This window comes from Gordonia phosphorivorans, assembly GCF_042432625.1.
In the GTDB taxonomy this organism is placed as follows: Bacteria; Actinomycetota; Actinomycetes; order Mycobacteriales; family Mycobacteriaceae; genus Gordonia; species Gordonia phosphorivorans.
On the sequence record NZ_JBHLWV010000021.1, the window covers coordinates 1 to 25,166 of the forward strand.

23 protein-coding genes and 1 pseudogene are annotated in these 25,166 nt (G+C 69.2%); 11 read left to right on the forward strand and 13 right to left on the reverse strand.

Going from position 1 to position 25,166, the window contains the following annotated elements:
* Positions 1-100: 100 nt before the first annotated feature.
* Positions 101-484 carry a YidH family protein gene (locus ACFFJD_RS12195; RefSeq protein WP_382364500.1) on the reverse strand — a complete coding sequence of 128 codons (384 nt, stop codon included), beginning with the start codon at positions 482-484 and terminating at the stop codon, positions 101-103.
* Between the two features lie 108 nt (positions 485-592).
* Between ACFFJD_RS12195 and ACFFJD_RS12200 the strand changes: the two genes are divergently transcribed.
* Genes ACFFJD_RS12200 through ACFFJD_RS12210 form a run of 3 tightly spaced genes read left to right on the forward strand, consistent with a single transcriptional unit; the run spans position 593 to position 2,758 of the window.
* Positions 593-1,405, forward strand: a complete 813-nt coding sequence (locus ACFFJD_RS12200) for an SDR family NAD(P)-dependent oxidoreductase (RefSeq protein WP_382364502.1) — start codon at positions 593-595, stop codon at positions 1,403-1,405.
* A 1-nt stretch (position 1,406) separates the two neighbouring features.
* Complete coding sequence (locus ACFFJD_RS12205) at positions 1,407-2,264, forward strand: LLM class F420-dependent oxidoreductase (RefSeq protein WP_382364504.1); 858 nt, start codon at positions 1,407-1,409, stop codon at positions 2,262-2,264.
* Entirely contained in the window at positions 2,261-2,758 is a 498-nt protein-coding gene (locus ACFFJD_RS12210; protein ID WP_382364506.1) for a nuclear transport factor 2 family protein, read from the forward strand. Before ACFFJD_RS12205 ends, ACFFJD_RS12210 begins: the two co-directional genes overlap by 4 nt.
* A 19-nt stretch (positions 2,759-2,777) precedes the next feature.
* On the opposite strand, the gene ACFFJD_RS12215 is transcribed toward ACFFJD_RS12210, so the two are convergent.
* On the reverse strand, positions 2,778-3,242 hold the full coding sequence (locus ACFFJD_RS12215) for a MarR family winged helix-turn-helix transcriptional regulator (protein ID WP_382364508.1): 465 nt from the start codon (positions 3,240-3,242) through the stop codon (positions 2,778-2,780).
* A 114-nt stretch (positions 3,243-3,356) separates the two neighbouring features.
* On the opposite strand from ACFFJD_RS12215, the gene ACFFJD_RS12220 reads away from it, so the two are divergent.
* Positions 3,357-3,743, forward strand: a complete 387-nt coding sequence (locus tag ACFFJD_RS12220; protein WP_246992939.1) for a DUF5313 family protein — start codon at positions 3,357-3,359, stop codon at positions 3,741-3,743.
* A gap of 80 nt (positions 3,744-3,823) precedes the next feature.
* On the forward strand, positions 3,824-4,972 hold the full coding sequence (locus ACFFJD_RS12225; RefSeq protein ID WP_246992937.1) for an acyl-CoA dehydrogenase family protein: 1,149 nt from the start codon (positions 3,824-3,826) through the stop codon (positions 4,970-4,972).
* A gap of 138 nt (positions 4,973-5,110) precedes the next feature.
* On the opposite strand, the gene ACFFJD_RS12230 is transcribed toward ACFFJD_RS12225, so the two are convergent.
* From ACFFJD_RS12230 to ACFFJD_RS12250, 5 genes are read right to left on the reverse strand one after another with little or no spacing between them, the layout of a single operon-like run.
* Positions 5,111-5,566, reverse strand: coding sequence for a MaoC family dehydratase (locus ACFFJD_RS12230; RefSeq protein ID WP_382364511.1), 456 nt, complete (start codon positions 5,564-5,566; stop codon positions 5,111-5,113).
* A complete protein-coding gene (locus tag ACFFJD_RS12235; RefSeq protein WP_345313670.1) occupies positions 5,563-6,480 on the reverse strand; it encodes an HTD2 family dehydratase in 918 nt (305 codons plus the stop codon). Before ACFFJD_RS12235 ends, ACFFJD_RS12230 begins: the two co-directional genes overlap by 4 nt.
* Positions 6,464-7,207, reverse strand: a complete 744-nt coding sequence (gene fabG, locus ACFFJD_RS12240) for a 3-oxoacyl-ACP reductase FabG (protein ID WP_345313669.1) — start codon at positions 7,205-7,207, stop codon at positions 6,464-6,466. The genes ACFFJD_RS12235 and fabG overlap by 17 nt, the downstream gene beginning before the upstream one ends.
* Complete coding sequence (locus ACFFJD_RS12245) at positions 7,204-8,376, reverse strand: acyl-CoA dehydrogenase family protein (protein WP_345313668.1); 1,173 nt, start codon at positions 8,374-8,376, stop codon at positions 7,204-7,206. The genes fabG and ACFFJD_RS12245 overlap by 4 nt, the downstream gene beginning before the upstream one ends.
* 42 nt (positions 8,377-8,418) lie before the next feature.
* Positions 8,419-9,615 (reverse strand): acyl-CoA dehydrogenase family protein, encoded by a 1,197-nt coding sequence (locus ACFFJD_RS12250; protein ID WP_382364514.1) that lies wholly within the window; start codon positions 9,613-9,615, stop codon positions 8,419-8,421.
* 95 nt (positions 9,616-9,710) lie between these two features.
* Between ACFFJD_RS12250 and ACFFJD_RS12255 the strand changes: the two genes are divergently transcribed.
* The 5 genes and pseudogenes from ACFFJD_RS12255 to ACFFJD_RS12275 all read left to right on the forward strand — a co-directional run bounded on the left by ACFFJD_RS12255 (position 9,711) and on the right by ACFFJD_RS12275 (position 16,566).
* A complete protein-coding gene (locus ACFFJD_RS12255; protein ID WP_382364647.1) occupies positions 9,711-10,922 on the forward strand; it encodes an acetyl-CoA C-acetyltransferase in 1,212 nt (403 codons plus the stop codon).
* Positions 10,923-10,925: 3 nt separating this feature from the next.
* Complete coding sequence (locus ACFFJD_RS12260) at positions 10,926-12,152, forward strand: CoA transferase (protein ID WP_382364516.1); 1,227 nt, start codon at positions 10,926-10,928, stop codon at positions 12,150-12,152.
* A gap of 614 nt (positions 12,153-12,766) precedes the next feature.
* Positions 12,767-13,764 (forward strand): annotated as a pseudogene (locus ACFFJD_RS12265) (IS481 family transposase).
* 235 nt (positions 13,765-13,999) lie between these two features.
* Positions 14,000-14,677, forward strand: coding sequence for a hypothetical protein (locus ACFFJD_RS12270; RefSeq protein ID WP_382364518.1), 678 nt, complete (start codon positions 14,000-14,002; stop codon positions 14,675-14,677).
* Positions 14,678-14,679: 2 nt separating this feature from the next.
* Positions 14,680-16,566: a YhgE/Pip family protein gene (locus tag ACFFJD_RS12275; RefSeq protein WP_382364520.1), complete on the forward strand. Its 1,887-nt coding sequence runs from the start codon at positions 14,680-14,682 to the stop codon at positions 16,564-16,566.
* Between the two features lie 31 nt (positions 16,567-16,597).
* On the opposite strand, the gene rnhA is transcribed toward ACFFJD_RS12275, so the two are convergent.
* Complete coding sequence (rnhA, locus tag ACFFJD_RS12280; RefSeq protein WP_382364522.1) at positions 16,598-17,044, reverse strand: ribonuclease HI; 447 nt, start codon at positions 17,042-17,044, stop codon at positions 16,598-16,600.
* A 48-nt stretch (positions 17,045-17,092) separates the two neighbouring features.
* Between rnhA and ACFFJD_RS12285 the strand changes: the two genes are divergently transcribed.
* Positions 17,093-17,647 carry a DUF1697 domain-containing protein gene (locus ACFFJD_RS12285; RefSeq protein WP_382364524.1) on the forward strand — a complete coding sequence of 185 codons (555 nt, stop codon included), beginning with the start codon at positions 17,093-17,095 and terminating at the stop codon, positions 17,645-17,647.
* On the opposite strand, the gene ACFFJD_RS12290 is transcribed toward ACFFJD_RS12285, so the two are convergent.
* From ACFFJD_RS12290 to ACFFJD_RS12310, 5 genes are all read right to left on the reverse strand, one after another.
* The gene (locus tag ACFFJD_RS12290; protein WP_382364526.1) at positions 17,634-20,249 is read right to left on the reverse strand and encodes a multicopper oxidase domain-containing protein; all 2,616 of its coding nucleotides are present in this window, start codon (positions 20,247-20,249) and stop codon (positions 17,634-17,636) included. The genes ACFFJD_RS12285 and ACFFJD_RS12290 overlap by 14 nt on opposite strands.
* A 10-nt stretch (positions 20,250-20,259) precedes the next feature.
* Positions 20,260-20,427 carry a hypothetical protein gene (locus ACFFJD_RS12295; RefSeq protein WP_382364528.1) on the reverse strand — a complete coding sequence of 56 codons (168 nt, stop codon included), beginning with the start codon at positions 20,425-20,427 and terminating at the stop codon, positions 20,260-20,262.
* 240 nt (positions 20,428-20,667) lie between these two features.
* Positions 20,668-22,590: an ABC transporter ATP-binding protein gene (locus tag ACFFJD_RS12300; protein ID WP_382364530.1), complete on the reverse strand. Its 1,923-nt coding sequence runs from the start codon at positions 22,588-22,590 to the stop codon at positions 20,668-20,670.
* Positions 22,587-24,320: an ABC transporter ATP-binding protein gene (locus tag ACFFJD_RS12305; RefSeq protein WP_382364532.1), complete on the reverse strand. Its 1,734-nt coding sequence runs from the start codon at positions 24,318-24,320 to the stop codon at positions 22,587-22,589. Before ACFFJD_RS12305 ends, ACFFJD_RS12300 begins: the two co-directional genes overlap by 4 nt.
* Before the next feature lie 35 nt (positions 24,321-24,355).
* Positions 24,356-25,153, reverse strand: coding sequence for a family 1 encapsulin nanocompartment shell protein (locus ACFFJD_RS12310; protein ID WP_382364534.1), 798 nt, complete (start codon positions 25,151-25,153; stop codon positions 24,356-24,358).
* Between the last annotated feature and the right edge of the window lie 13 nt (positions 25,154-25,166).

A 25,166-nucleotide genomic window follows, 5' to 3' on the forward strand; every position in this document is an offset into this window, starting at 1 on the left:
GCAGCATCGCCCTCACGCAATTGCAGCGCCGGAGCCGGAGAATTCGCCATATCCCATTATCGCAGGCGACAAACCCTCAACTAATTAACGACACGAGACACTAGGTCCAGAAGGCGAAGCCGATCGCCACCACCACGATCAGGCCGGTCAACGTCCAGATGGGCCAGGGGCCCGGCAGCGGACCGCCGCGTTTGAGGGCCCGGTCGATCTCGTACCAGCGCAGTGCCCCGACGATCGCGGTGGCCGCGCCGACGATGAGCAGCGCGATACCGAGGCCGGTGCGCGCGGTGTCCTCGCCCATCGGCTCCAGCAGATGCAGCACCGCGACGCCCGCGGCGATCAGCCCGAGGGCCGTGCGCAGCCACGCGAGCATGGTGCGTTCGGAGGCGAGGGTGAAGCGCGCATCGACGGCGCCGGGCAGGAGATCGGGCCCGTCGGGGCCCGCGTCGTGATCCATCGGGGGTGGTTGATCCGCACCGCTCATCGATGCCCTCCTCGCTCTCATCGCACGGTTCCAGGGTGCCATAGGCTCGGAATGAGAACGTGTGTCAGTGTGAAGGTCTGAAGTGAACCCTTCCGAGAGGACCCTGCAATGACAGAGCTGAGTCAGTACGGACCGTGGGCGGTCATCGCCGGAGGCTCCGAGGGCGTCGGACGCGCCTTCGCCGAGCAGCTCGCCGACGCCGGGGTGAACCTGGTGTTGATCGCGCGCAAGCCCGGTCCGCTGGAGGAGACCGCCGAGGCCGTGCGGGCGCGCGGCGTGGGTGTGCGCACCCTGTCGGCCGATCTCACGGACCGGGCCGCGATCACCGCGATCCAGGAACTGACCGTGGACCTCGAGGTGGGGCTGCTGATCTACAACGCCGGGGCCAACTCCTACGGCAACGAGTTCATCTCCGGCGACCTCGACGGCTTCCAGCAGGTGATCGATCTGAACATCACCGCGCCGCTGGCGCTGGTCCGTCATTACGGCGCGGCCATGGCCGAGGCGGGGCGCGGCGGCATCCTGCTGGTCGGCTCCATGAGCGGCTACCTGGGCGGGCCCACGCTGAGCGTCTACTCGGGTGTCAAGGCCTTCGGCCGCGCCTGGGCCGAGTCGCTCTGGCTGGAGATGCGTGCCTACAACGTCGACGTGCTCGAACTGGTCCTCGGCGTCACCCGCACCCCGGCCATGGCGCGTGCCGGCCTGGACTTCGACGTGCCCGGCATCGACGCGGCCGAGCCCGAGGACGTGGCCCGCGAGGGTCTGGCGAACCTGAAGAACGGTCCCATCCACATCGCCGGCGGCAACGAGGCCCGCGTGCACGCCAGCAGCGGGCACAACCGCGCCGAACTGCTGCTGGGTCAGCAGCGGATGATGGAGAAGCTGCTCGCCCGCGTCCCGCGCGGCGGATCGGAGTCCTGACGTGCGCGTGGGGTTGGCGACGCCGATCGTGACCCGGCTGCCCGGGGTGGCCGCGCCGTGGGAGGCCACCGCCGGACCGGCCGAACTGGCCCGGATCGCGCAGGCCGCCGACCGGCTCGGTTTCGCGCACCTGACGTGCAGCGAACACGTCGCGGTGCCGACCCCCGTCGCCGCCGAACGCGGCGGCACGTACTGGGATCCGCTGTCGACGTTCGGTTTCCTCGCCGGGCAGACCCAGCGCATCCGGTTCTTCACGCAGGTGCTGGTGCTGGGCTATCACCACCCGCTGGAGATCGCCAAGCGTTACGGCACGCTCGACCTGGTCAGCGGCGGGCGGGTGACGCTCGGCCTGGGCGTCGGTTCCCTGGCCGAGGAGTTCGAACTGCTCGGCGCGACCTTCGCCGGACGCGGCGCTCGGGCCGACGATGCGCTGCGCGCGCTGCGGGCCTCCTTCGGGTCCGCCGAGCCCGAGTATGCCGGGGAGCACTACAGCTTCAGCGGTATGCAGGTGGATCCGCACCCCGCCGCCGAGGGCATGCCGCTGTGGATCGGCGGACGCACCCGCCGGTCGCTGCGTCGCGCCATCGATCTCGGTGACGGCTGGACGCCGTTCGCGCTGGGGCGTCGGCAGGTGACCGAGATGCTCGACGAGATGTCCCCGCCGTCGGGGTTCGACGTGGTGCTCGGCACCGCACCCCTGGATCCGCTCGGCGATCCGGACGGTGCGGCCCGCGCGCTGACCGGCGCCGTGGCTGCCGGGGCCACGGTGATCAACGCCGGGGTGCGGGCGGACTCGGTGGACGACTACCTTGAGGCGCTCGAGGCGCTCGCGCAGATCGCGGAACTGGAGACGGCATGAGCGGGATCGAAGCACGGCTGGCCGAACTCGAAGCGCGGCTGCGCCGACTTGAGGACGAACGGGAGATCGCGGCGTTGATCGCCTCGTACGGTCCGCTCGTCGACGACGGGGCCGACGCCGAGGTGGCGTCGCTGTGGCTCGACGACGGCGTCTACGAGGTGGACGCCTATCTGATGGACGGGGCCGCTGCCGTGGCCGAGATGGTGCGGTCGGCCCCGCACCAGGGCCTCATCGCCGGCGGCTGCGCGCACTTCCAGGGTCCGGTGCACGTGCAGGTCGACGGTGATTCCGCCGTGGCCGTCGGATACTCGTTGCTCATCGCGCATCGCGCCACCGAGTCGGGCAGTCCGCGCTTCGCCGTCGCCCGTGCCACCGCCAATCATTGGGCGCTGCAACGGGGTTCGGGCACGTGGCGGGTGCAGCGTCGGACCAGCCGTCTGATCGACGGCCAGGCCGCCGCCCACGAGCTGGTGGCCGGGCCGCTCAAAGCCTGAGCTCCGGGCCGATCGCGGCTCAGACCGCAGCGGCCTCGGCGGCCAAGGCGGCCGCGTTGACGCGGGTCAGCACGTCGTGCAGTTCGCCGAGGTCGTCGAGCGAGACACCGAGCGCGGCCACCACCTGGCCGGGGACCTCCAGCGCCTGCGTCCGGAGATCGGTGCCGGCGGCGGTGAGGACGATGTCGACGCTGCGCTCGTCGTCGTCGCGGCGTCGTCGTTCGATCAGACCGGCTGTTTCGAGGCGCTTGAGCAGCGGCGAGAGCGTCGCCGAATCGAGCTGCAGCAGTCTGCCGATCTCCTTGACCGGCAGCGGCGCGTGCTCCCAGAGGGCGAGCATCACCAGATACTGGGGATGGGTGAGCCCGAGCGGCTCGAGCACCCGGCGATAGATCTTCAGTACGGAGCGGTTGGCGACGGCCAGCGCGAAGCACACCTGGCTCTCCAGGAGCAGGGGGTTCTCGTCGAAGGCGGTGCTCTCCATGGCTTCAGTCTAGCCGCTTCGCCGATATAGATCGTGCGCGATTGAATTGCACCCGCCGCGGGTGGCATACTCGATAGCGCACGATCTATCTTCCCCAGCAGAAAGCGCGCCGCGATGAGCAAGCGACCGAATCCGATCCAGTGGATCGGCTACGTGTACGGGGCCAAGCTGCCCGAGAGCCAGACGGACTGGGTGGCGAACGACCTGATGGGTCCGCACGCCTTCCTCCGGCACATGATTCGGTCGCAGGTCTCCTTCGTTCCCGTGTACCTGGTGCTGTTCTTCGCCTTCCCGAGCGGGCCGGTCTGGGTGCGCCTGCTGATGGTGCTGCTGGGCGCCTGCCTGGCGCTGATCTTCTCGGTGTCGTATATGGATCAGAATCGCGTCCGCCGCCTCCAGAAGCACGGTCTGGGCAACACTCCGGAGACGTACCGGCAGCGCGCGGAAGCCGAACACCTCAAGACGCAGTACGAGAAGATCTACGGCGCGCGCAACGGGTGACCTGAGGCCGCCCGCGACCACTTTGTAGTGTCGGAGACATATCGGCGTGCGTCGGGTGCTCCGGGAATCGAGGTCGGTCGGTGGCGTTAAGTGCGGACGAGCTGGAGATGGTCGCGTTGGTGCGCGACTTCGTCGATCAGCGGGTCGTGGGTCGCGTACGCGATTACGAACAGGACGACATCTATCCCGAAGAATTCATCGAGGAGATGAAGACCCTCGGCTTCTTCGGCCTCCTGGTCCCGGCCGAGTACGGCGGCGTCGACGTCAGCACCGCATGTTTCTCGGCGGTCACCGAGGAATTGGCGCGCGGCTGGATGAGCCTGGCCGGCGCGATCGGCGGACACTCGGTGATCAGCTTCCTGGTGAAGACGTTCGGCACGCAGGAACAGAAGGAGCGGCTGCTGCCGCAGATGGCCGACGGCCGGATGCGGGCCACGATGGCGCTCACCGAGCCCAGCGGTGGCAGCGATCTGCAGGCCATGCGCACGTTCGCGACTCCGGTCGAGGGTGGCTACTCGATCACCGGTTCCAAGACGTGGATCTCGAACGCGGCGCACTCGGGCCTGATCGGGCTGCTGTGCATCACTGATCGCTCGGCCGAGTCCGCGCACCGCGGGATGAGCGTGATTCTGGTGGAGCCGGGCGACGGCATGACGATCTCCAAGAAGCTGCCCAAGCTGGGCTATCGCGGCGTGGAGGCCTGTGAGCTGGTCTTTGATGAGATGTTCGTGCCCGCGAGTGCCGTGCTCGGCGGTGAGGCGAATCTCGGCTGGGGCCACATGATGCGCGGACTCGAGATGGGTCGCATCCAGGTGGCTTCGCGCGCGCTCGGCGTCGGGCAGGCCGCGCTGGAGGCCGCGGTGAAATATGCGCAGGAGCGCGAGTCCTTCGGTAAGCCGATCTGGAAGCACCAGTCGGTGGGCAATCTGTTGGCCGACATGGCCACCAAGCAGCAGGCCGCGCGCCTGCTGACGCTGGACGCGGCCGACAAGCTCGATCGCGGCGAGCGCGCCGACATGGAGGCCGGCATGGCCAAGCTGTTCGCCTCCGAAACGGCGATGGCCATCGCGCTCGACGCGGTGCGCGTGCACGGCGGCTACGGCTACTCCCGCGAGTACGAGGTGGAACGCTACTTCCGCGACGCGCCGCTGATGATCGTCGGCGAGGGCACCAACGAGATCCAGCGCAATGTGATCGCCGCGCAACTGATCGCGCGCAACGCGATCTGAGCGCAGCCCGGGGATCCGTTCGGGGGTGCGCCGCGAAACTGTTGCCTTTGGTGGGCTGCGATCGTCAAAGGCAACAGTTTCGTGAACCGGTCTGCGACGTTCGGCGTGGACCTGCGCTCCTCGGCGCAGGGCTGTGGGTCAGGGGGTGACGACGACCAGGGTCTCGGCGACGAGAGCGGGTTTGGCCGCGCCGTCGGCGGTGACGACGTACTTGATCGTGATCATCGCTCCGGCCGGGCCGTCGGCCACCTCGGTGACGGTCGCGGTCGCGGTCAACACGCTGTTCACCGGAACCGGGGCCGGGAAGCGGACCTTGTTGACGCCGTAGTTGATGCGTGCACCGCCGAAGTCCATGGTGAACAGGTCGGCGCCGAACAGCGGCAGCAACGACAGCGTGAGGTAGCCGTGCGCGATGGTGGCGCCGTAGGGCCCGGCGGCGGCGCGCTCCGGATCGACGTGGATCCACTGGTGATCGCCGGTGGCGTCGGCGAAGGCGTCGATCCGACTCTGTTCCACAGTGATCGGGGTGCCGGGGCCGATCTCTTCGCCGATGGCGGCGCGGACGTCGTCGAGGCTGCTGAATACGCGGGTCATGATGCTCCTGGGGTGTCGAAGGTGAGGTCGAGGGTGGTGTGGACGCGGGGCTCGGCGTCCGGGTCGGTGTGGGTGACCACGGAGACCGCGGTGCCGCTCTCGCTCGGAACGGACTGCAGCACTGCGGGTTCCGCGCAGAACAACGGTGCCAGATTGCGGTGGGCCAGGCCGGCGATGTGCCGGTCGTCGTCGCCGAGACGGTGGGTTTCGGCGAGCGCCAAGGTCATCAGCGGCCCGTGCACCACGAGTCCGGGGTAGCCCTCCACCCCGGTCGCGTACGGCCAGTCGTAGTGGATGCGGTGCGCGTTCGCGGTCGCTGCAGAGAACCGCATGAGCAGCGTTGGGTCGGTCACCAGCCGCCATCGGTCGGGGCCGTCGGGCACCACGGCCGGTCCGCAGGGAACCAGCGCGGCGGCCGATTCCGGGCTCGGCGGCTCGCCGGTGACGGCGGCCGCTTCCCGGTAGATGAGGTTCTGCTGTTCGGTCACCGCGAGGGTGCCGTCCGGCGCGTAGAGCTCGATACCGACGACCACCACCACGAGCGTGCCGCTGCGGCCGTGCTTCTCGGTGACCGACTCGACGCGGGCCTCCCGGCGAACCGTGTCGCCGACCCGCAGCGTGCCCGGAAAGGCTGCGGTGCCGCCGGCGAACATCCGCCGCGGCAACTCCACCGGCGGCAGGAACGAGCCCTTGAACGGGTGGCCGTCGACCGCGAGCAGCGACGACGGCGACCAGCGGGGCAGGGCCACCCAGTGCCACAGCGGCGGCAGTACGTCGCCGACGCGGGGGGCGGGGAGTCCGTCGTCGAGCAGGGCGGCCAGCGCGGCGACCGGTGCCGGGTCGAGGTACTCCTCGCTGACGACGGTGTGCGGCGCCCACTCCGCGTCGCCCGAGCGACTAGAGATGGCGGCCACCGGTCACCTCGGTGAGCGTGCCGGTCATGTACGACGACAGGTCGCTCGCGAGAAACAGTGCGACGGAAGCGATCTCGCTGGGTTCACCGGCGCGGCCCATCGGGATCTCGGCCATCTTGGACTCCCAGATGCGCTCCGGCATGGCCTCGGTCATCGCGGTGCGGATCAGGCCCGGCGCGATCGCGTTGATCCGGACACCGAGGTGCGCGACCTCCTTGGCGGCGGCCTTGGTGAGACCCACGATGCCGGCCTTCGCGGCCGAGTAGTTGGTCTGCCCCAGGAGGCCCACCTTGCCGGAGATCGAGGACATGTTCACGATGGCGCCGCCGCCGTGCTCGCGCATGTGCGCGGCCGCGGCACGGGTGCCGTTCCACGTGCCCTTCAGGTGGACGGCCACCACGAGGTCGAAGTCCTCCTCGGTCATCTTCCGCATGGTGGCGTCGCGGGTGATGCCGGCGTTGTTCACCATCACGTCGAGCGCGCCGAAGGCGGCGACCGCCTCGTCGACCAGCGCCTGCACCTGCTCGGACGAGGTCACGTCGCACCGGACGCCGACGGCCACGTCGGTGCCGCCGAGCGCGTCGACGGCCGCGTCGAGGGCTTCGATATTCAGGTCGCCGAGCACCACCTTGGCGCCCTCGGCGACGAAGCGTTCGGCGATCGCGAGGCCGATGCCCTGGGCGCCGCCGGTGATGACGGCGACCTTGCCGTCGAGCAGAGTGGTCATGCGTTGGTCTCCTTACGGGTCTGGCGGACCAGGCCGCCGCCGATGATCAGACGTTGAATCTCACTGGTGCCCTCGTACAGACGGAGCAGTCGCACGTCACGATAGATCCGCTCCACGGTGGAGTCACGCATGTAGCCGCTGCCGCCGTGCACCTGGACCGCCTTGTCGGCGACGTCGCCGGCCATCTCGGTGCAGAACAGTTTCGCGGCCGACGGCGCGATCCGTCGATCAGTGCCCGCGACCCAGGCGGCCGCGGCCTCGCGGACCAGTGCTCGCCCGGCCATCACGCCCGTCGCCATGTCCGCGAGCATGGCCTGGACCAGCTGGAAGTCGCCGATCGGCTGACCGCCCTGGGTGGTCACCGCGGCGTGACGGAGGGATTCGTCGAGCGCGCGCTGCGCGGATCCGACGGCCAGCGCGGCGATATGCACGCGGCCGCGGGCCAGCGAGGTCATCGCGGCGCGGTAGCCGACGTCGACGTTGCCGCCGACCAGCGCCGCATCGTCGACCGCGACGGAGTCGAAGTGGACGTCGGCGGTCCAGGCGCCTTCCTGTCCCATCTTCTTGTCGCGGGGCGCCACCGAAACACCCGCGGCCTCGGCGGGCACGAGGAACACGGCGATTCCGGGACCGTCGTCGTCCGCGGGCCGCACCCGGGCGAAGGTGACGAACAAGTCGGCCAGCGGCGCGTTGGTGATGAATCGCTTGCTGCCGTTGAGGATCCAGCTGCCGTCGGCCTGCTGGACCGCCTTGGTGCGCAGGCCCGCGGGGTTGGATCCGGCGCCCGGTTCGGTGAGCGCGAACGACGCCACCACGTCGCCGGAGGCGATCGGACCGAGCCACTGCTGTTTCTGCTGATCGGTGCCGAAGTTCACCAGCACCTGGCCGGCGATGCCGTTATTGGTGCCGAACATGGAGCGCAGCGCGAGGCTGGTGTACCCGAACTCCTGGGCCAGCTCGACGTCCTGCGCCAGGTCCAGACCGAGGCCGCCGTACTCCTGCGGGATCGCGTAGCCGAACAGGCCGATGTCCTTGGCGGCCCGTCGGAGGTCCTCGGGGACGGCGTCGCCGTCGGCGATCTCCGCCTCCCGGGGGACCACGGCGGTGCGGATGAAGTCCCGGACCGCGGCGTGGATGGTGGCGAAGTCGTCAGCGCTGACCTGGGACATGAGGGCCTTTCGAGAGGGAGAGCGGAGCGGGGTCGGGGCGGGCTACTTGGCGTAGTCCTCCAGAAGGCGGCGGCCGATGATCATGCGCTGGATGTCGGCGGTGCCCTCGCCGATCAGGAGCATGGGGGCCTCGCGGTAGAGGCGTTCGATCTCGAAGCCCTTCGCGAAGCCGTAGCCGCCGTGGATCCGGAAGGCGTCCTCGACCACCTCGTGGCAGTATTCGGCGGCCAGGTACTTGGCCATGCCCGCTTCCAGGTCGTTGCGCTGACCGGAGTCCTTGATTCGCGCGGCGCGCACCACCATCTGGTGTGCCGCTTCGACTTTCGTACCCATCTCGGCGAGGCGGAACAGCACGGCCTGGTGTTCGGCGATCGGTTTTCCGAAGGTCTCGCGGTCCTGGGCGTAGTCGATCCCCAGCTCGAAGGCGCGGTGGGCCATGCCCACGGCGCGGGCGGCCACGTTCACTCGGCCCACCTCCACGCCGTCCATCATCTGGTAGAAACCGCGGCCGGGCTCGCCGCCGAGGATCTTGTCGGCGCCGATCGAGTAACCGTCGAACAGCAGCTCGGTGGTGTCGATGCCCTTGTAGCCCATCTTGTCGATCTTCCCGGGGATGGTGAGGCCGGGCGCCACCTCGCCGAAACCCGGAGTCTTCTCCACCAGGAAAGTGGTCAGCTCACGGTGCCGTCCGCCGGAGCCCGCCCCGGGAGTGCGCACCAGGACCGCCACCAACGACGACGAGCCGCCGTTGGTGAGCCACATCTTGGCGCCGTCGATCGTGTAGCGATCGTCGCTGCCGCGGACGGCGGTGGTGCTGATGGCGGCGACGTCGGAACCCAGGCCCGGCTCGGACATGGAGAAGGCGCCGGTCAGCTCGCCGGTGGCCAGCCGCGGGAGATAGGCGGCCCGCTGCTCACCGGTGCCGTGCTGGGCCACCAGGTGGGCGACGATGAAGTGAGTGTTGATGACGCCGGAGATACTCATCCAGCCGCGGGCCAGTTCTTCCACGACGAGCGCGTAGGTGAGCAGCGATTCGCCGAGGCCGCCGTACTCCTCGTCGATGGTGAGCCCGAAGATCCCCATCTCTTTCATCGCGTCGACGATCGCGGTGGGGTATTCGTCGCGGGCTTCGAGCTCGGTGGCCACCGGCAGGATCTGCGAGTCCACCAAGTCGCGGACCGCGGCGAGCATGTCGCGCTGGACGTCGGTGAGGTCAGCAGTCTCGCAGAGTCGGCCCATCTTCGGATCATTGCAGATCTGCCCGGGGCGGGGAACAGGCGCGTGGTAGAGATAGGTCGGACGCTCGGGATTCACCGTTCGTGAAGGGACTTTCTGTGCGCGAGGCCATCATCTGCGAGCCGTTGAGAACGCCCGTCGGTCGATACGGGGGTGCTCTCGCCGCCGTTCCACCCGCCGATCTGGCCGCCGCGGTGATCCGAGAACTGGTGGCGCGCACCGGAATCGACGGCTCACACATCGACGACGTGATCTTCGGGCAGTGCTACCCCAACGCGGAGGCGCCGGCCATCGGCCGGGTCGCCGCGCTCGACGCGGGTCTGGACATCAGCGTGCCCGGCATGCAGGTGGACCGTCGGTGCGGAGCCGGGCTGCAGGCGGTGCTCGACGCCGCGATGCGTGTGCAGACCGGAGTGTGCGATCTGGTGCTGGCCGGCGGCGCGGAATCGATGAGCCAGGCCGAGCACTATGCGATGGGACTCCGGTTCGGACTGAAGGGCGCCGACACCGCGCTGGTCGACCGGATCGGTCGCGGGCGCCTGACCGCAGGCGGCAAGCTCTATCCGGTCCCGGGCGGCATGCTGGAGACCGCCGAGAATCTGCGCGCCGAATACGGCATCAGCCGTCAGGCGCAGGACGCGCTCGCCTACGCCTCGCACCGGCGGGCCGTGGCCGCGCACGAGGAAGGGCGCTTCGCCGACGAACTGGTGCCGATCGAGGTGCCGGGGCGGCGCGGCGCCGTGGTCGTCGACCGTGACGAGCACCCGCGCGCGGATGCCTCGCTGGAGCAGCTCGCGCAGCTGCGGGCGGTGCGCGCCCAGCAGGATCCGGAGTCGACGGTCACCGCGGGCAATTCCAGCGGCCAGAACGACGGTGCGGCGGTGGCCATCGTGACCACCCGGGACAAGGCCGCCGCACTGGGGCTGCGGCCGCTGGCCCGATTGGTGTCGTGGGCGGTGGCCGGGGTGGAGCCCTCGCGCATGGGGATCGGCCCGGTTCCGGCCACCGACCTGGCGTTGAAGCGTGCCGGCCTGGGGCTGGCCGACGTCGATCTGATCGAACTCAACGAGGCCTTCGCCGCGCAGGTCCTGGCGTGCACCACGGCGCTCGGCCTGTCCGAGGCCGACCTGGATCGGGTCAATGTGAACGGCTCCGGGATCTCGCTGGGACACCCGGTGGGCGCCACCGGTGTGCGGATCCTGGCCACGCTGCTGCGTGAACTGGATCGGCGCGAGGCGCGGTACGGCGTGGAGACGATGTGCATCGGCGGCGGGCAGGGCCTGGCCGCCGTCTTCGAGCGGGTGAGCTGACCGGTGGAGCTCGCGGCGCCGCTGGCCGGGGTGCGGGTGATCGAGTTCGCCAGTTTCGTCGCCGGACCGTCGGCCGGTCTGGCGCTGGCCCAGCTCGGCGCTGAAGTGATCCGGGTGGACCCGCTGGGCGGCAACGTCGACCATCGGCGCTGGCCGCTGTCGGAAGCCACCGGCGAGAGCCTGTACTGGAACTCGCTCAATCGTGAGAAGCGTTCTGTCGCACTGAATCTGCGGGAGGAGGCCGGTCGGGACCTGCTGCTGGCGCTGGCCACCGCGCCCGGCCCCGACGCCGGGATTCTCGTCGACAACGCCGTCGGACGGGACTGGCTCTCCTACGAAGCGCTGGCGGCCCGGCGGCCCGACGTGATCTCGGTGAAGGTGCAGGGGCGGGCCGACGGCGGTGCGGCGGTGGACTACACGGTCAACAGCGGCAGCGGGGTGGCGAACATGACCGGGCCGGCGTCGTCGTCCGTGCCGGTCAATCATGTGCTGCCCGCCTGGGATCTGCTGTGCGGCCAGGAGGTGGTGTCCGCGGTGCTGGCGGCGCTGCGGCGGCGCGACCGCACCGACCAGGGCGCGCGGATCGAGATCGCGCTGGCCGACGTCGCGCTGGCCGCGGTGGCCAATCTGGGCTGGTACTCCGAGGCGGCCGAGAGCGGCGAACGATCCCGGCACGGCAACCACCTGTACGGGGCCTTCGGGGTGGATTTCGCCACCGCCGACGGCGACCACGTGATGGTGGTGGTGCTGACTCCCCGGCAGTGGTCGGCGCTCGGCACCGCGACCGGCACCGCGGAATCCCTTGCCGCCCTGGCGGCTTCGACCGGGGCGGACCTCAGTACCGATGAGGGCCGGTATGCGCAGCGCGACCGGATCGAAGCCCTGCTCGCTCCATGGTTCGCCGCGCGACCCACGGCGCAGGTCCACGCGGCCCTGACGGCCGCGGGCGTGCTGTGGGGGCCGTATCGCAGCACCGCGGAGGTGGCCGCCGAGTTCGCCGCGCACCCGGAGGCGACCCGAGTGCTCGCCGCCGTCGAGCAACCCGGAGTCGGCCCGGTGATCTCGGCGAACTCGCCGATGCGCCTCGACGAGGCCTACTCCGGCACCGGTCCGGCGGCCGCGCTGGGCGCGGACACCGCACCGGTGCTGCGGGAGGTGCTCGGACTCGACGACGCCGACGTGACACGCCTGCGGTCCGCCGGAATCATCGCGGGACCGCCCGCGACTTAGCCGGCCCGTCGACCTCAGGTCAGAACGGTGGTGGTTCGGCGGTTTCCCATGCTCGTCGGCGTTGGTTGCGGCGTTGGTTGCGGCGTTGGGCGTGTCGGGCTTGGCGCCAGGTGTGCTTGTCGGCGGTGGTGGCGTGGAGGCCGCCGCGGCTGATGCGTCCTGTGGCCGAAGCCGGTGGTGCGGTGGGTGTGGGTGGGGCTTGTGCTCGGTGTGGGCAGGTGTAGTCGGCGAGTTGCGGGAACAACCATTGGTTGACCGTGGCGGTGTCGGCGACGATGCCGCAGCGCAGGGTGGTTGAGGTCCAGATGGTTCCGTCGGGGTCGGTGGCATCCGGGGACGGTGCACTGTCCGAATAGTCCTCGGACGAGGGTGTCGAGGGCGGCGTCTTTGTCGCGGCGGTCGGCGGTGTGTCCGGTTTGGTAGAGATGTGTCCGGCGCGTTCGAGGCCTCGGCGAAGGGCTGTGTCGATGGTGGCCGGCATCGTCGAGAGTGGCTAGGTGTGATGTCCAGGGAGGTTGTCCCGACTCGCTTTGGTGAGTTCGGCTGACAGGTGAAGGCCTCCGGTTGTGAAGTGGAGCTGTCTAGTTCTTCGCTTCACAAACCAGGAGGCCTTCGTGTCCCACGCTAACGCGACCTGACCCCGCGTACCCGTTTGCGGTTGGCAAAGCTGATCGTCGACGACAAATGGACCTACGCCGCGGCAGCAAAAATGTTCATGGTCGCGCCCCGCACGGCTAAGAAATGGGCTGACCGATACCGGTCCGAAGGCCCAGCTGGCATGGCCGACCGCAGCTCCAAGCCCCGCACGAGTCCGAACCGCACCCGCCCTGAGTTGGTGCGCAAGATCGTGCGACTGCGCTGGCGAAACCGACTCGGTCCGATCCAGATCGGTGGCCGGCTCGGCATCCCGGCCTCGACCGTGCACGCGGTGCTCGTGCGCTGCCGGATCAACCGACTCTCGCGAATCGACCGGGTCACCGGTGAACCCCTGCGCCGCTACGAACACCAGCGGCCCGGCTCACTGATCCATGTCGATGTCACCAAGTTCGCCAACATTCCCGACCGTGGCGGCCACCGCTTCGTCGGCCGGCCACAGGGCGGAAAGAACGCGAGAGCCACGGCCCACCGCACCGGCGAACGAGGACGTCAATACAGGCCCAAAATCGGGACCGCATATGTGCACACCGTCATCGACGACTACTCCCGCGTGGCCTACGCCGAGATCCACACCGACGAAAAAGGCGCCACGGCCGTCGGCGTCCTTGAACGCGCGGTGGCCTGGTTCGCCGACCGAGGCGTCACCGTTGAACGGGTGCTCTCCGACAACGGCTCGGCCTACATTTCTCACGATTGGCGCAAGGCCTGCATGAAACTAGGAATCACCCACAAGCGCACCCGGCCCTACCGGCCTCAGACCAACGGCAAGATCGAGCGATTCCACCGCGCCCTCGGCGACGGCTGGGCCTACGCACGCTTCTATGACTCCACCGAAGCCCGCAACTCACGACTACCGTCCTGGCTGCAGTTCTACAATCACCACCGAGCCCACTCCGCTCTCGGAGGCCGGCCACCGGTCACCCGACTGACCAACCTCCCTGGACATCACAGCTAGGGCGATGTCGAGGAATTCGCCGATGCCGTGCAGTTGCGCCCAATACAGGTGGGCTTGGCCGTACTCTTCTCTGTGGCACGAACAAGGGGTCGGAAGTGGCGATTCGGTGCGGTGCGGGCCGTCGAAATCGCCGAACTGTGAAGGGTGCCACCGGCTTCGCCGCCGGGTGTGTTCGCCCACCCGTGACGGGTATTCGGGGCGGTGACCTGCATGTCCGGGTCTAGCATCGGCGGACATGAGTGCTTCGACGCCGTCGGCGGTTCACGCGCGCGGACTGGTGCAGACCGGCCCCTGGGGGCGGGTCTACGGTCCCCTGGATCTGGACATCCCGGCCGGTGGTCTGACGATCCTGCAGTGCCCGGCCGGTCCGGGCCGGACCGCGTTGCAGATGACGCTGGCCGGACGCATGAAACCCAAGGCCGGTGAGCTGACGGTGCTGGGGCGGACCGGGGCGGGAAGGATCTTCCCGCATGCCGCCCTGGCCGCCATCGAGGATCTCGACGCGGTGTACGCCTCCGTGCGCGTGGTCGACCTGGTGACCGAGCAGCTGCGGTGGGATGCGCCCTGGTACCGCATGGTGCGCCGGACCGACCAGCAGACCTACGAGAGGTTCTGCGCGCCGGTGTTCGGTGAACTGCCGCCGCCACCGCTGCACGAGTACGTGGAGAACCTGTCCGAACTGGACGGGTTGCTGCTGCGGGTGGCCCTGGCCAACACCGGTCGCCCGCCGCTGCTCGTGGTCGGCAACATCGACCAGGTCACCAGCGACGAGAACCAGCGCACGCTGGTGCGTCGCCTGGTGGCGCTGGGGCAGGAACAGACGGTGATCACCTGCACCGTGAACGACGTCGATCCGGCCCTCGGGTACCGGGAGCAACTCGTCGTGGAACTCGATCCGGAAGGCGAGGAGTAGTCGTGCTGGCTGGAATGTCACTGGGCACCGAACTGAAGCGGTACTCCAAGGGGGTGATGCCGCGGGTCGCGATCGTGACCATCGTGCTGCTGCCGCTGCTGTACGGCGCGATGTACCTCTGGGTGTTCTGGAATCCGTTCGACGATGTGAACAAGATGCCGGTCGCGCTGGTGAACGAGGACACCGGAGCCCAGGTGCAGGGGGAGCGGCTGGCCGCCGGCGATGAAGTGGTCGCCAACCTCAAGGCGAGCGGCCAACTGGATCTGCGAAGCGTGGATGCCGCCGAGGCCGCCGACGGGCTGGCGCACGGACGCTACTACTTCACCATCACGATTCCGCAGGACTTCAGCTCCGCGATCGCCTCGGCCACCGGATCCGATCCGCACAAGGCCACCGTCGAGTTCACCTTCAACGACGCCAACAACTACCTGGCCACCGTGATCGGTAACAACGCCGCGGCCCAGGTGACGGCCGCGCTGAACGAGAAGATCGGCGAACAGGCCGTGGACCAGGTGCTGGTGGGTCTGCAGAGTGCCGGTGGCGGCCTGGTCGAGGCCGCCGACGGGGCACGGCAGCTCGCCGACGGTCTCGGCACGGCCAATGCCGGTGCGCAGCGACTGTCGCAGGGGGCCGACGAACTGGCCGCCAACATGGGCACCGCTCGCGAGGGCGCCGCGCAGCTGGCCGCCGGCAACGCACAGCTGGCCGACGGCATCGCCGCGGCCACCGCGCCGCTGCTGCCACTGCTGGATCAAGCCTCGTCGCTGTCGACGTCGGCCGCGTCGGCGGCCGAACTGGCGCGGGTCGCCGGCCAGGTGGCCGACCTGCTGGAACCGGTCCACGGTGTCCTGGTCCGGGCCGGGGTGGACCCGGCGCTGACCAGCGAGCTGGGGCAGCTGGCCGGGCAGGCGCGTTCCCTGTCGAACCAGATGGGCGGGGCGAACGGCTCGTCCTCGTTGCTGGCCCAGCTCCAATCGGGCGACCTGTCGCAGAAGGTGGAGCAACTGCGGTCGGGTGCCGCGCAGTTGAAGACCGGCTCGGCCGCCCTCTCCGACGGTCTGGTGCAGTTGTCCGACGGCAGCGATCAACTGGCCCAAGGCGCCGGGCAACTCGCCGCCGGACTGCCGCAACTCGATGACGGAGCCAACCGGCTCGCGACCGGACTGGCCGACGGCGTCTCGGCGATCCCCGACTTCGGGGACGCGGCGCAGCGGCAGGACGTGGCGGGCAACCTCTCGACCCCCGTCGCGCTGCGCGAGGTGACCCACAATCCGGCACCCACCTTCGGCGTCGGTTTCGCCCCCTTCTTCCTCACGCTGGCGCTGTTCATCGGCGCGATGATCATCTGGATGCTGATCAAGCCGCTGCAGCCGCGGCCGGTGATCGCCGGAGTGGGCGGTCTGCGGGCGGTGCTCTGGTCGTACTGGCCGGCCTTCCTCATCGCCGCCGCGCAGGTCCTGGTGATGTTCGTGGTGGCGCAGTTCGCCGTCGGCCTCAACGCGGCGCACGCCGTGGGGCTGGTGGCCTTCATGTTGCTGATCTCCGCGGCGTTCCTGGCGGTGATGCAGATGTTCAACGTGATCCTCGGCGTCGCCGTGGGACGCGTGATGTCGCTGGCCTTCCTGATGGTGCAGATCGTGGCCTCCGGCGGCATCTATCCGGTGCCGACCACCGCGACCCCGGCGCAGGTGCTGCACCCGTGGGATCCGATGAGTTACGCCGTCACCGGCATGCGGCAGATGATCAGCGGCGGCGTGGACAGCCGATTCTGGGTGGCGGTGGCCGTCCTGGCCGGTCTGCTCGTGGTGAGCCTGGTGATCAGTGCCTGGGGTGCGCGGCGCAACCGCCAGTACACGATGGTGCAGCTGTTCCCGCCGATTCAGGTCTGAATCGGCGGGGCCGGCGGGCGCGGAACCACCGCTACCCGTCGCGGAGGGAGCGCGCGGCGGAGGTCGCCAGATCGTCGGCGATCTCGTTGTAGTGGTCGCCGTTGTGGCCCTTGACCCACCGCCACTGGACGGTGTGCCGCTTCTCCTCCTCGACCAGCCGCTTCCAGAGCTCGTCGTTCTTCACCGGCTTCTTGGCGGCGGTCTTCCACCCGTTGCGCTGCCAGCCGGCCACCCACTTGGTGATGCCGTCGCGGACGTACACCGAGTCGGTGTAGAGGATCACCGACGACGGCCTGGTCAGCGCTGCGAGGCCTTCGATGGCGGCCTGCAGTTCCATCCGGTTGTTGGTGGTGTTCTCCTCGGCGCCGGAGAGCTTCTTCTCCGTGCCCTTGTAGCGCAGCACCGCGCCCCAGCCGCCCGGCCCCGGATTACCCAGGCACGCACCGTCCGTCGAGATCTCCACCACCGCATCGCTCATGGCAGGCAACGCTACCGGGGCCGCGTCCGGTCGTGAAAAGCTGAGATCATGAGCGTCGACGAGCCCCGAGTCCACCTGTTGCGCGCGGTGAATGTGGGCGGGGCCAAGCTGCCGATGGTCCGGTTGCGGGAGATCGCCGCCGACCTCGGGGCGACGGACGTGTCCACCTACATCGCCTCCGGCAACCTGATCGCGCGACCGCCGGGCGTGCCCGCCGACTTCGATCGGGCGCTGGAGGGGGCGATCGAGACCGAGTTCGGCTTCTTCCGCGAGGTGATCTCGCGCAGCGTCGACGAACTGGCCGCCGCGCTGGCGGCGTATCCGTTCGCCACCGCTCCCGACTTCCCCGAAGCGCCGTACGGCCACATCTGCTTTCTGGCCGGGACCCCGGACGCGGAGGCGGTCGCGGACTTCGTCGCCCGCGACTTCGGCGGGGGCGAACGACTCGCCGTGATCGGCGACGACCTGCACCTGGACTACCCCGACGGTGCGGGCGCCACCAAGCTCTCCGCGCCGATGATCGCCAAGGGCCTCGGGGTGCCCGGCACCGCCCGCAACCTGCGCACCGTCGGCAAGCTGATCGGCCTCGCTACTCGACGATGATGGTGCCCATCGCCCCGCGGTCGGCGTCGAACATCCGGTGGTTGAGGAACGTGTAGGTACCCGGTTCGACGAAGGTCAGCTCCACGAAGCCGCCCTGTGCCGGGAGCAGGCCGAGGGCCTGGGAACCGCCGCCGGCCGGATCGTCCCGGCGCAGGCGGTAGGCGCCCTCGGCGTACACCGTGTCGAACAGGCTGCCGATCACATGGAACGACAGCGGCTCGTTGGGGCCGGCGTCGAGCACCCAGAGGCGTAGCCGGTCGCCCACCTTCGCGCGCAGCGGGCGATGCATGTACTGGTTCGCGTAGCCGTTGAACATCACCAGGTCGGGGATACCGGCGGTCACCTTGGCCGCATCGATCGGGCCGCCGTCGGGCCCGAGGTACCACTCGGACTGCACGAACAGGTACTCGGCGTCGACCGGCGCCAGCTCGGGCGGATCGATCACGACGGCGCCGAACATGCCCGCGGCCAGGTGCACCGGCATGGGTGCGGTGGCGCAGTGGTAGAGCCAGATACCGGTGCGGACGGCCGTGAACCGGTACACCAGGCGTTCGCCCGGGTTGATGTCGCGCATGTTGGTGTCGGGCGAGACCATGCCGGCGTGGAAGTCGACCGAATGGGCCATGGTGCCGTGGTTGACCAGGGTGATCTCGAAGACGTCGCCGCGCCTGCCGCGCAGCGTGGGGCCCATCGACGTGCCGTTGTAGGTCCACAGCGTCTGCCGAACGCCCGGGGCCACCTCGCCGGGACCCTCGGTGACCTCGAAGGTGTACTTGTGGGTGCTTGCGGCGGGGGCGGGCGGCAGGGCCGGATCGCGGGCGACGAACCCCGGCCCGGGGTCCTTCCTCAGGTCCACTCCGGGTGCCGCGCCGGGCATGTCCATCTGGTGTCCGCCGGTGTCGCCCGTCGCGGGCGCGTCGCCGGTGGTGCGGATGTGCAGCACCATGCCCTGCTGGCGGTGTCCGACGATGGAGCACCAGCCCTCGATCGGCCGCCCCACCACGCCGACGTCGAGGGTGGCGGTGGCGCCCGGGGCCAGGCGACCGGTGCTCTGACCCGTTTCGAGCACGAGGTCGTGCACCTGGGTGTCCTTGTTGGTCACGGTCAGCACCAGTCGGTCGCCGGGAGTCACCGTGATGGTCTCCGGTGTGAAGCGCATGCCGACGGCATCGACCTGCACGGTTTCGGTGTGGCCGGTGGGGGTCACCGAACCGGCCGCGTCGATCGTCGCGGTGCCCGATCCGCCGAGGGCGGTGGCCACCGAGATCACCAAGCCCAGGGCCGCTGCGGCGGCGACGGCCTGCAGTCCGCGCTGAGGGGAAGGTGCCGACGGGCGTGCGGGCGCGGCGGGACCGTCGGTCTCCTCGGCGAGCCCGCGACGGATCGCCATCGCGGCGCGGGCGCTGAGAATCATGATCGGCAGGAATGCGATGTACGCCAGCATCACCAACGACGACAGCCCGACCTTGGCCCAACTCCCGAGCGGGAGTAGCCACAGCAGCAGACCGCCGTTGATCACCAGCACGCGCCACAGCCACCACTTGTTCATCACCGCGAGCCCGGCCGCGGTCACCGGACCGCCGCCCATGAGGGTGGGCAGCAGGTGGCTCATCACACCCAGCAGCAGCTGACCGGCGAAACCGGCCAGGAACCACACCGTCAGCAGGCTCAGGCGGGCCGCGTCGAACGGGCCGGTGAGCAGCACCACGAGGTAGGCGACCAGCGAGCCCAGCAGCCAGAGCAGCGCCGCCGAGATCGACGCGGACGCATAGGAATCGGGCGGGTGGCGCAGGGCCACCGGGACGAAGGGCGCGACGATCAGGAGCCAGCCCGCCAGGTACAGCCCGAGACCGACGGCGGCGAGCACGGGCAGATCGGCGAGCGCGCCCGCGCAGATCACCGCGATGGCGGTGGGCAGCACGATCAGCGCGTACGGTCGCCGCCGGTTGCGGACTTCGGTGGCGCCGAGCAGCCGGGGATACATCACCAGCAGGACGCCCGCGGCCGCCAGGCCCAGGAAGCCGAGGACGTTCAACGCCTGGTGGGTGAGCAGGAATCCGGCTTGCCGCGGATCGGCGAAGCCGTAGGCCAACAGCACCCCGGCGGCCGCGCCGAACGGGAGCAGACACGCCGACGCCACGAAGAACCAGGCGCTGATCGCGTTCTCCGCCGGGCCCTGACCTTCTGCGCTGCGGTGGCGCTGCGCCTCGACGATGAGTCGTGCCAGGGCCCACGCGTGCCAGGCCACCACCGCGCCGATGAGCACCGCCCCGGCCAGGGTGACCGGCCAGAGCACCGCCAGCATGCCGACGATGGTCACCACGAGGCCGAGGTTCAGGGTGTAGATGCGGGCCAGTTGGACCGGCCGACGCTCCGGCGGCAGGTGATAGCCGAGGAATCGTTCGGCCAGAGTCTGCGACCACACCAGGATCGAGTTGGCCACCAGCCCGATGGTGAACACGTGGACCAGGAGCCAGCGCGACTCGGGAATCGCGAAGTGCGCCAACCCGATGCCGATGAGCACCACCATCCACACGCGCACCGGCATTCCGGCACGACGATGCCAACTCTGTGGACGGCGGGCGGTGGGCGCGGGGGACACGCCGCCGATTCTACGGAGTCAACATGCGGTAAATCAGCGCGGGCCACTCGGCGGCGGCGATCGGCTCCGCGCCGGCGGGTGCCGAGACCATGGCCACGAGGACCAGGGTGATCAGGAGCGTGGCCACGACCACGCCCACGGCGAGCAGCGTTCCGCGCACGACGGCGCTTCGGTTCATGTCCGCCCTCAGATCGCGCCGATCCGTCCGCGGGTGCTGCGCACCGATGGCTGACGCACACGACTTCTCATCGTCACTTTCCTCTTCCGCAGGAGAAACCCGGTCGTGAGCTCGCGACCTGGAGCTCGCAAGGATCCTACGAAGCCGACGCCCATCGGCGAGCCCGACGCGGCGGATACCTGCTGGTAGAGGAGCTAAATCGAATTCCGGTCCGGAATCGTTTCGCCCCCGTAGGGGGGGCTACTCCACGGCGGCGGTGAACTGCGCGTTGTAGAGCCGGTAGTAGGCGCCGCGCGCATCGAGCAGTTCCTCGTGGGTGCCCTGCTCGACGATGTGGCCGTCCTCCATCACCACGATCAGGTCCGCGTTGCGGATCGTGGAGAGCCGGTGCGCGATCACGAAGCTGGTGCGGTCACTGCTGAGGTTGGCCATCGCCTCGCCGATCAGCAGTTCGGTGCGGGTGTCCACCGAACTGGTGGCCTCGTCGAGGATCAGGACGGTCGGCTTGGCCAGGAAGGCACGCGCGATGGTGATCAGCTGCCGTTCGCCGGCGCTGACCCCGCCGCCCTCGTCGTCGAGCACGGTGTCGTAACCGTCGGGCAGGGTGTGCACGAAGTGGTCGACGTGGCTGGCCTTGGCGGCGGCGATCACCTCCTCGCGACTCGCGCTCGGGTCGCCGTAGGCGATGTTGTCGTAGATCGAGCCGCCGAACAGCCATGAATCCTGCAGCACCATGCCGGTGCGTTCGCGCAGATCGTCCCGGGTCATCTGGGCGGCGTCGGCGCCGTCGACCAGGATGCGGCCCGAATCGACGTCGTAGAAGCGCAGGATCAAGTTGACCAGGGTGGTCTTGCCCGCGCCGGTCGGTCCGACGATGGCGATCATGTGGCCGGGCCGAGCCTGCAGGGACAGATTCTCGATCAGCGGGCGATCGGCACGGTAGCGGAAGGAGACGTTCTCGAACTCGATGTGACCGGAGTCCGACCGCGGGGTCACCGGATTCGCCGGGTCCGGCGCCTCCTCCTGCTCGTCGAGCACGTCGTAGATGCGCTCGGCCGAGGCCACGCCGCTCTGCATGAGGTTGAACATCGAGCCGATCTGGGTGAGCGGCTGGGTGAACTGGCGCGAGTACTGGATGAAGGCCTGGACCTCGCCCAGACTCAGCTGGCCCGAGGCCACGCGGAGTCCGCCCACCACCGCGACGGCCACGTAGTTCAGGTTCCCCAGGAACATGATGGTCGGCATGATGATGCCGGAGATGAACTGAGCCTTCCAGCTCGATTCGTAGAGCGCCTCGTTGTCGATGTCGAAGACGCGTTCCACTTCCGCGCGGCGTCCGAAGGCCTTCACCAGCTCGTGGCCGGTGAAGGTCTCCTCCACCTGGGCGTTGAGCTTGCCGGTGGAACTCCACTGACTGACGAAATGGGGCTTGGAGCGTTTGGCGATCATCGCCGTCGCGACCACCGCGAGCGGCACCGTGGCCACCGCGATCAGCGACAGCAGCGGTGAGATGGTCAGCATCATCACCAGGATGGCGATCACCATCAGCACCGAGTTGAGGAGCTGGCTGATGGTCTGCTGCAGGCTCTGCGACAGGTTGTCCAGGTCGTTGGTGACGCGGCTGAGCAGATCGCCGCGCGCGGCCTTGTCGTAGTACGACAGCGGGAGACGGTGGATCTTGGCCTCGACATCGGCGCGCAGCGCGGCGATGGTGCCCACCACGACCTGGTTGAGGAGGTAGGCGGCCAGCCAGCCCAGCAACGCCGAACCGAGGTACAGCGCCAACACGATCAGCAGGACGCGCCCCACGGCGGAGAAGTCGATGCCTTGACCGGGCACCAGGTCCATCGAGTTGACCATGTCGGCGAAGGTGTTGTCGCCGTTGGCCCGGAGCCCGGCGACGGCCTGTTCCTTGGTGATCCCGGCCGGCAGGCGGCTGCCGATCACACCCTCGAACAGCAGGTTGGTGGCATCGCCGAGGATGCGGGGAGCGAGCGCGGTCAGCGTCACCGAGGCCACGATGGAGGCGACGACCAGCAGCAGTCGGCCGCGGTAATCGGAGAGGTCGCCGAGCAGCCGCCGCAGGGACGGGCCGAAGGACCTGGCCTTCTCCAGCGAGGGTGCGGCACCCGGGTGGCCGCCGCCACCGCCCGGTCGCGTCACGAGGCCGCTCCGATCGCGAGCTGGGATTCGACGATCTCCGCGTAGGTGGGGCACTGCTCCAGCAGTTGTTCGTGCGTGCCCAAGCCGACCGCGGCGCCCTTCTCCAGCACCAGGATCTGATCGGCGCCGACGATGGTGGAGATGCGTTGCGCGACGATGATGACCGCCGCGTCCCGGGTGGCCGGGGTCAGTGCGGCGCGCAGCTCGGCGTCCGTGGTCAGGTCAAGGGCGGAGAAGGAGTCGTCGAACAGGTAGATCGACGGCTTGCGGATCAGGGCCCGCGCGATCGCCAGGCGCTGTCGCTGACCGCCGGAGACGGTGGTGCCGCCCTGCGCGATGTCGGTCTGCAGGCCCTCGGGCATCGCGCGGACGAAGTCCTCGGCCTGGGCGATGCGCAGGGCCTCCCACATCTGCTCTTCGGTGGCGTCGGCCTGGCCGTGCCGGAGGTTGTCGGCGACGGTGCCGGAGAACAGGAAGGCGCGCTGGGGTACCAGACCGATGTGCCGGCGCAGGACGTCCGGGTCCACGTCGCGCACGTCCCGGCCGCCCACGGTGACCGCACCGCCGGTCACATCCAGCAGCCGCGGGATCAGGTTGATCAGGGTGGACTTGCCGGTGCCGGTGGAACCGACGATCGCGGTGACGGTGCCCGGGGCGGTGGTCAGCGAGATACCGGAGAACACCGGATCGTCGGCGCCGGGGTACCCGAACTCGACGTTGTCCAGCTCTACGACGGCCGGGTCGCCGGTGATCGGTTGCGCCACCAGCGGCGCCCGCACCGAGCTCTCGGTGTCGAGGACCTCGCAGATACGGTCGGCGCAGACGCCGGCGCGCGGGGCCATCATGGCCAGGAACGAGGCCATCATCACCGCCATCATGATCTGCATGACGTAGGTGATCATCGCGGTCAGTGCGCCGATCTCCACGCTGCCGCCGGGGAGCTGCTTGCCGCCGAACCAGAGCACCGCGACGAGGGTGAGGTTGGTGATCAGCATGACCAGCGGGAACATCAGCGCCATCATCTTGCCGACCCGCAGCGAGGCGTCGGCGAGGGAATCGTTGGCGACGCCGAAACGGGCGATCTCGTAGCGTTCCCGGACGAAGGCGCGGACCACGCGGATACCGGTGATCTGCTCGCGCAGCACCCGGTTCACCTCGTCGATCCGTTCCTGCATCGCGCGGAACGCGGGCACCATCCGGGCGATGATCAAGCCCATCGTGAGGCCGAGCACCGGCACCGCGACCACCAGAATCCAGGAGATGGAGAAGGCGATGGTCATGCCCATCACGATGCCGCCGATCCCCATGATCGGGGCCATCACCAGGATGGAGATCCCCATGACCGACAGCAACTGAACCTGCTGAACGTCGTTGGTGGTGCGGGTGATCAGCGACGGGGCGCCGAACTGGCCCACCTCGCGCGCGGAGAAGTCGTTGATCCGGTACATCAGATCGCGTCGGATGTCGCGGCCGGTACCGAGCGCGGCGCGCGCACCGAAGTACATCGCCGCCACCGAGCAGATCACCTGCGCCGCCGAAATCGCCAGCATCCAGCCGCCGACACGCAAGATGTAGCCGGTGTCGCCCTTGGCCACGCCGTTGTCGATGATGTCGGCGTTCAGGGTCGGCAGGTAGAGCATGGCGACGGTGGCGATCAGCTGCAGACCGACCACCGCCGCCAGCAGGGCCCGGTACTTCGTCAGATAGGCGCGGAGCAGGCGGATCAGCACCGCTTCACCCTACGTCCTGCGCCCGTGGAGGGGGATCAGCGCAGCGGAACGGCTGCCTCGGGGGAGTGGGTGAGGTAGGTGAACGACTCGGTGAAGTACAGGTTCACCACATCGCCGTCGTGCGAGTCGTAGCCGATCGAGACGTCCTGGCCGATGGTCAGCTCGAAGTCGCCGCCGCGGGTGCTGATCAGCACGGCCCCGGTGATGGCTGGCGCCCAGATGATGTCGCCGTCGGTGAGGATGCGCTGCAGGTGCTGGCGCACCGGGTAGCCGTCGTTGACCGTCTCGTTGACCTCGGCGTACAGGTCGGCGCTCAGCGCCAGCGAGTACGGTCCGTCGACGGAGTTCAGGCGCAGGCGGTTGATCGCGGCGCTGATGGCTTCGGGGAAGTCGACGACGGATTCGGGCAGCCCGAGCGACTCGCCGGCGGCGGCCTGGATCATGCCGGTGATGTCGGCGGCGGCGAAGCCTTCGAAGATGGCCTTGTCCTCGGTGCGGGCCAGTTCGCTGGCCGCGCGCACCACCGAATCCCAGTCCGCGTCCGGCGCACCGCGGTCGACGTTGTCGATGGCCTCGCGGGAGACGGTGAAGGGCACCTTCACCTCCACCAGCGGCTGCGCCTGCCGCAGGTAGGCCTCGACGCCGTCGGCGGGGGAGTCGATCTTGGCGCGACGACCCCGGGTCACCGCATCCACATCGAGGCCGAGCGGGCCGGTGACATCGACGAGACGACGGCCGGCGCTGTTGCGCTTGAAGGAACGGCCGGCTTCTTCCTCGATTTCGGCCCAGGCGGCGTCGGAGATGGGGGCGAGTTCGCGGTGCAGATTGTTCATCGATACTCCTGAA

Bases quoted from the DNA above. Each gene is read 5' to 3' on its own strand.
- ACFFJD_RS12195 (WP_382364500.1), bottom strand. From the start codon at position 484: ATGAGCGGTGCGGATCAACCACCCCCGATGGATCACGACGCGGGCCCC.
- ACFFJD_RS12200 (WP_382364502.1), top strand. From the start codon at position 593: ATGACAGAGCTGAGTCAGTACGGACCGTGGGCGGTCATCGCCGGAGGC.
- ACFFJD_RS12210 (WP_382364506.1), top strand. From the start codon at position 2,261: ATGAGCGGGATCGAAGCACGGCTGGCCGAACTCGAAGCGCGGCTGCGC.
- ACFFJD_RS12215 (WP_382364508.1), bottom strand. From the start codon at position 3,242: ATGGAGAGCACCGCCTTCGACGAGAACCCCCTGCTCCTGGAGAGCCAG.
- ACFFJD_RS12220 (WP_246992939.1), top strand. From the start codon at position 3,357: ATGAGCAAGCGACCGAATCCGATCCAGTGGATCGGCTACGTGTACGGG.
- ACFFJD_RS12230 (WP_382364511.1), bottom strand. From the start codon at position 5,566: ATGACCCGCGTATTCAGCAGCCTCGACGACGTCCGCGCCGCCATCGGC.
- fabG (WP_345313669.1), bottom strand. From the start codon at position 7,207: ATGACCACTCTGCTCGACGGCAAGGTCGCCGTCATCACCGGCGGCGCC.
- ACFFJD_RS12245 (WP_345313668.1), bottom strand. From the start codon at position 8,376: ATGTCCCAGGTCAGCGCTGACGACTTCGCCACCATCCACGCCGCGGTC.
- ACFFJD_RS12250 (WP_382364514.1), bottom strand. From the start codon at position 9,615: ATGGGCCGACTCTGCGAGACTGCTGACCTCACCGACGTCCAGCGCGAC.
- ACFFJD_RS12270 (WP_382364518.1), top strand. From the start codon at position 14,000: ATGAGTGCTTCGACGCCGTCGGCGGTTCACGCGCGCGGACTGGTGCAG.
- rnhA (WP_382364522.1), bottom strand. From the start codon at position 17,044: ATGAGCGATGCGGTGGTGGAGATCTCGACGGACGGTGCGTGCCTGGGT.
- ACFFJD_RS12285 (WP_382364524.1), top strand. From the start codon at position 17,093: ATGAGCGTCGACGAGCCCCGAGTCCACCTGTTGCGCGCGGTGAATGTG.
- ACFFJD_RS12295 (WP_382364528.1), bottom strand. From the start codon at position 20,427: ATGAACCGAAGCGCCGTCGTGCGCGGAACGCTGCTCGCCGTGGGCGTG.
- ACFFJD_RS12310 (WP_382364534.1), bottom strand. From the start codon at position 25,153: ATGAACAATCTGCACCGCGAACTCGCCCCCATCTCCGACGCCGCCTGG.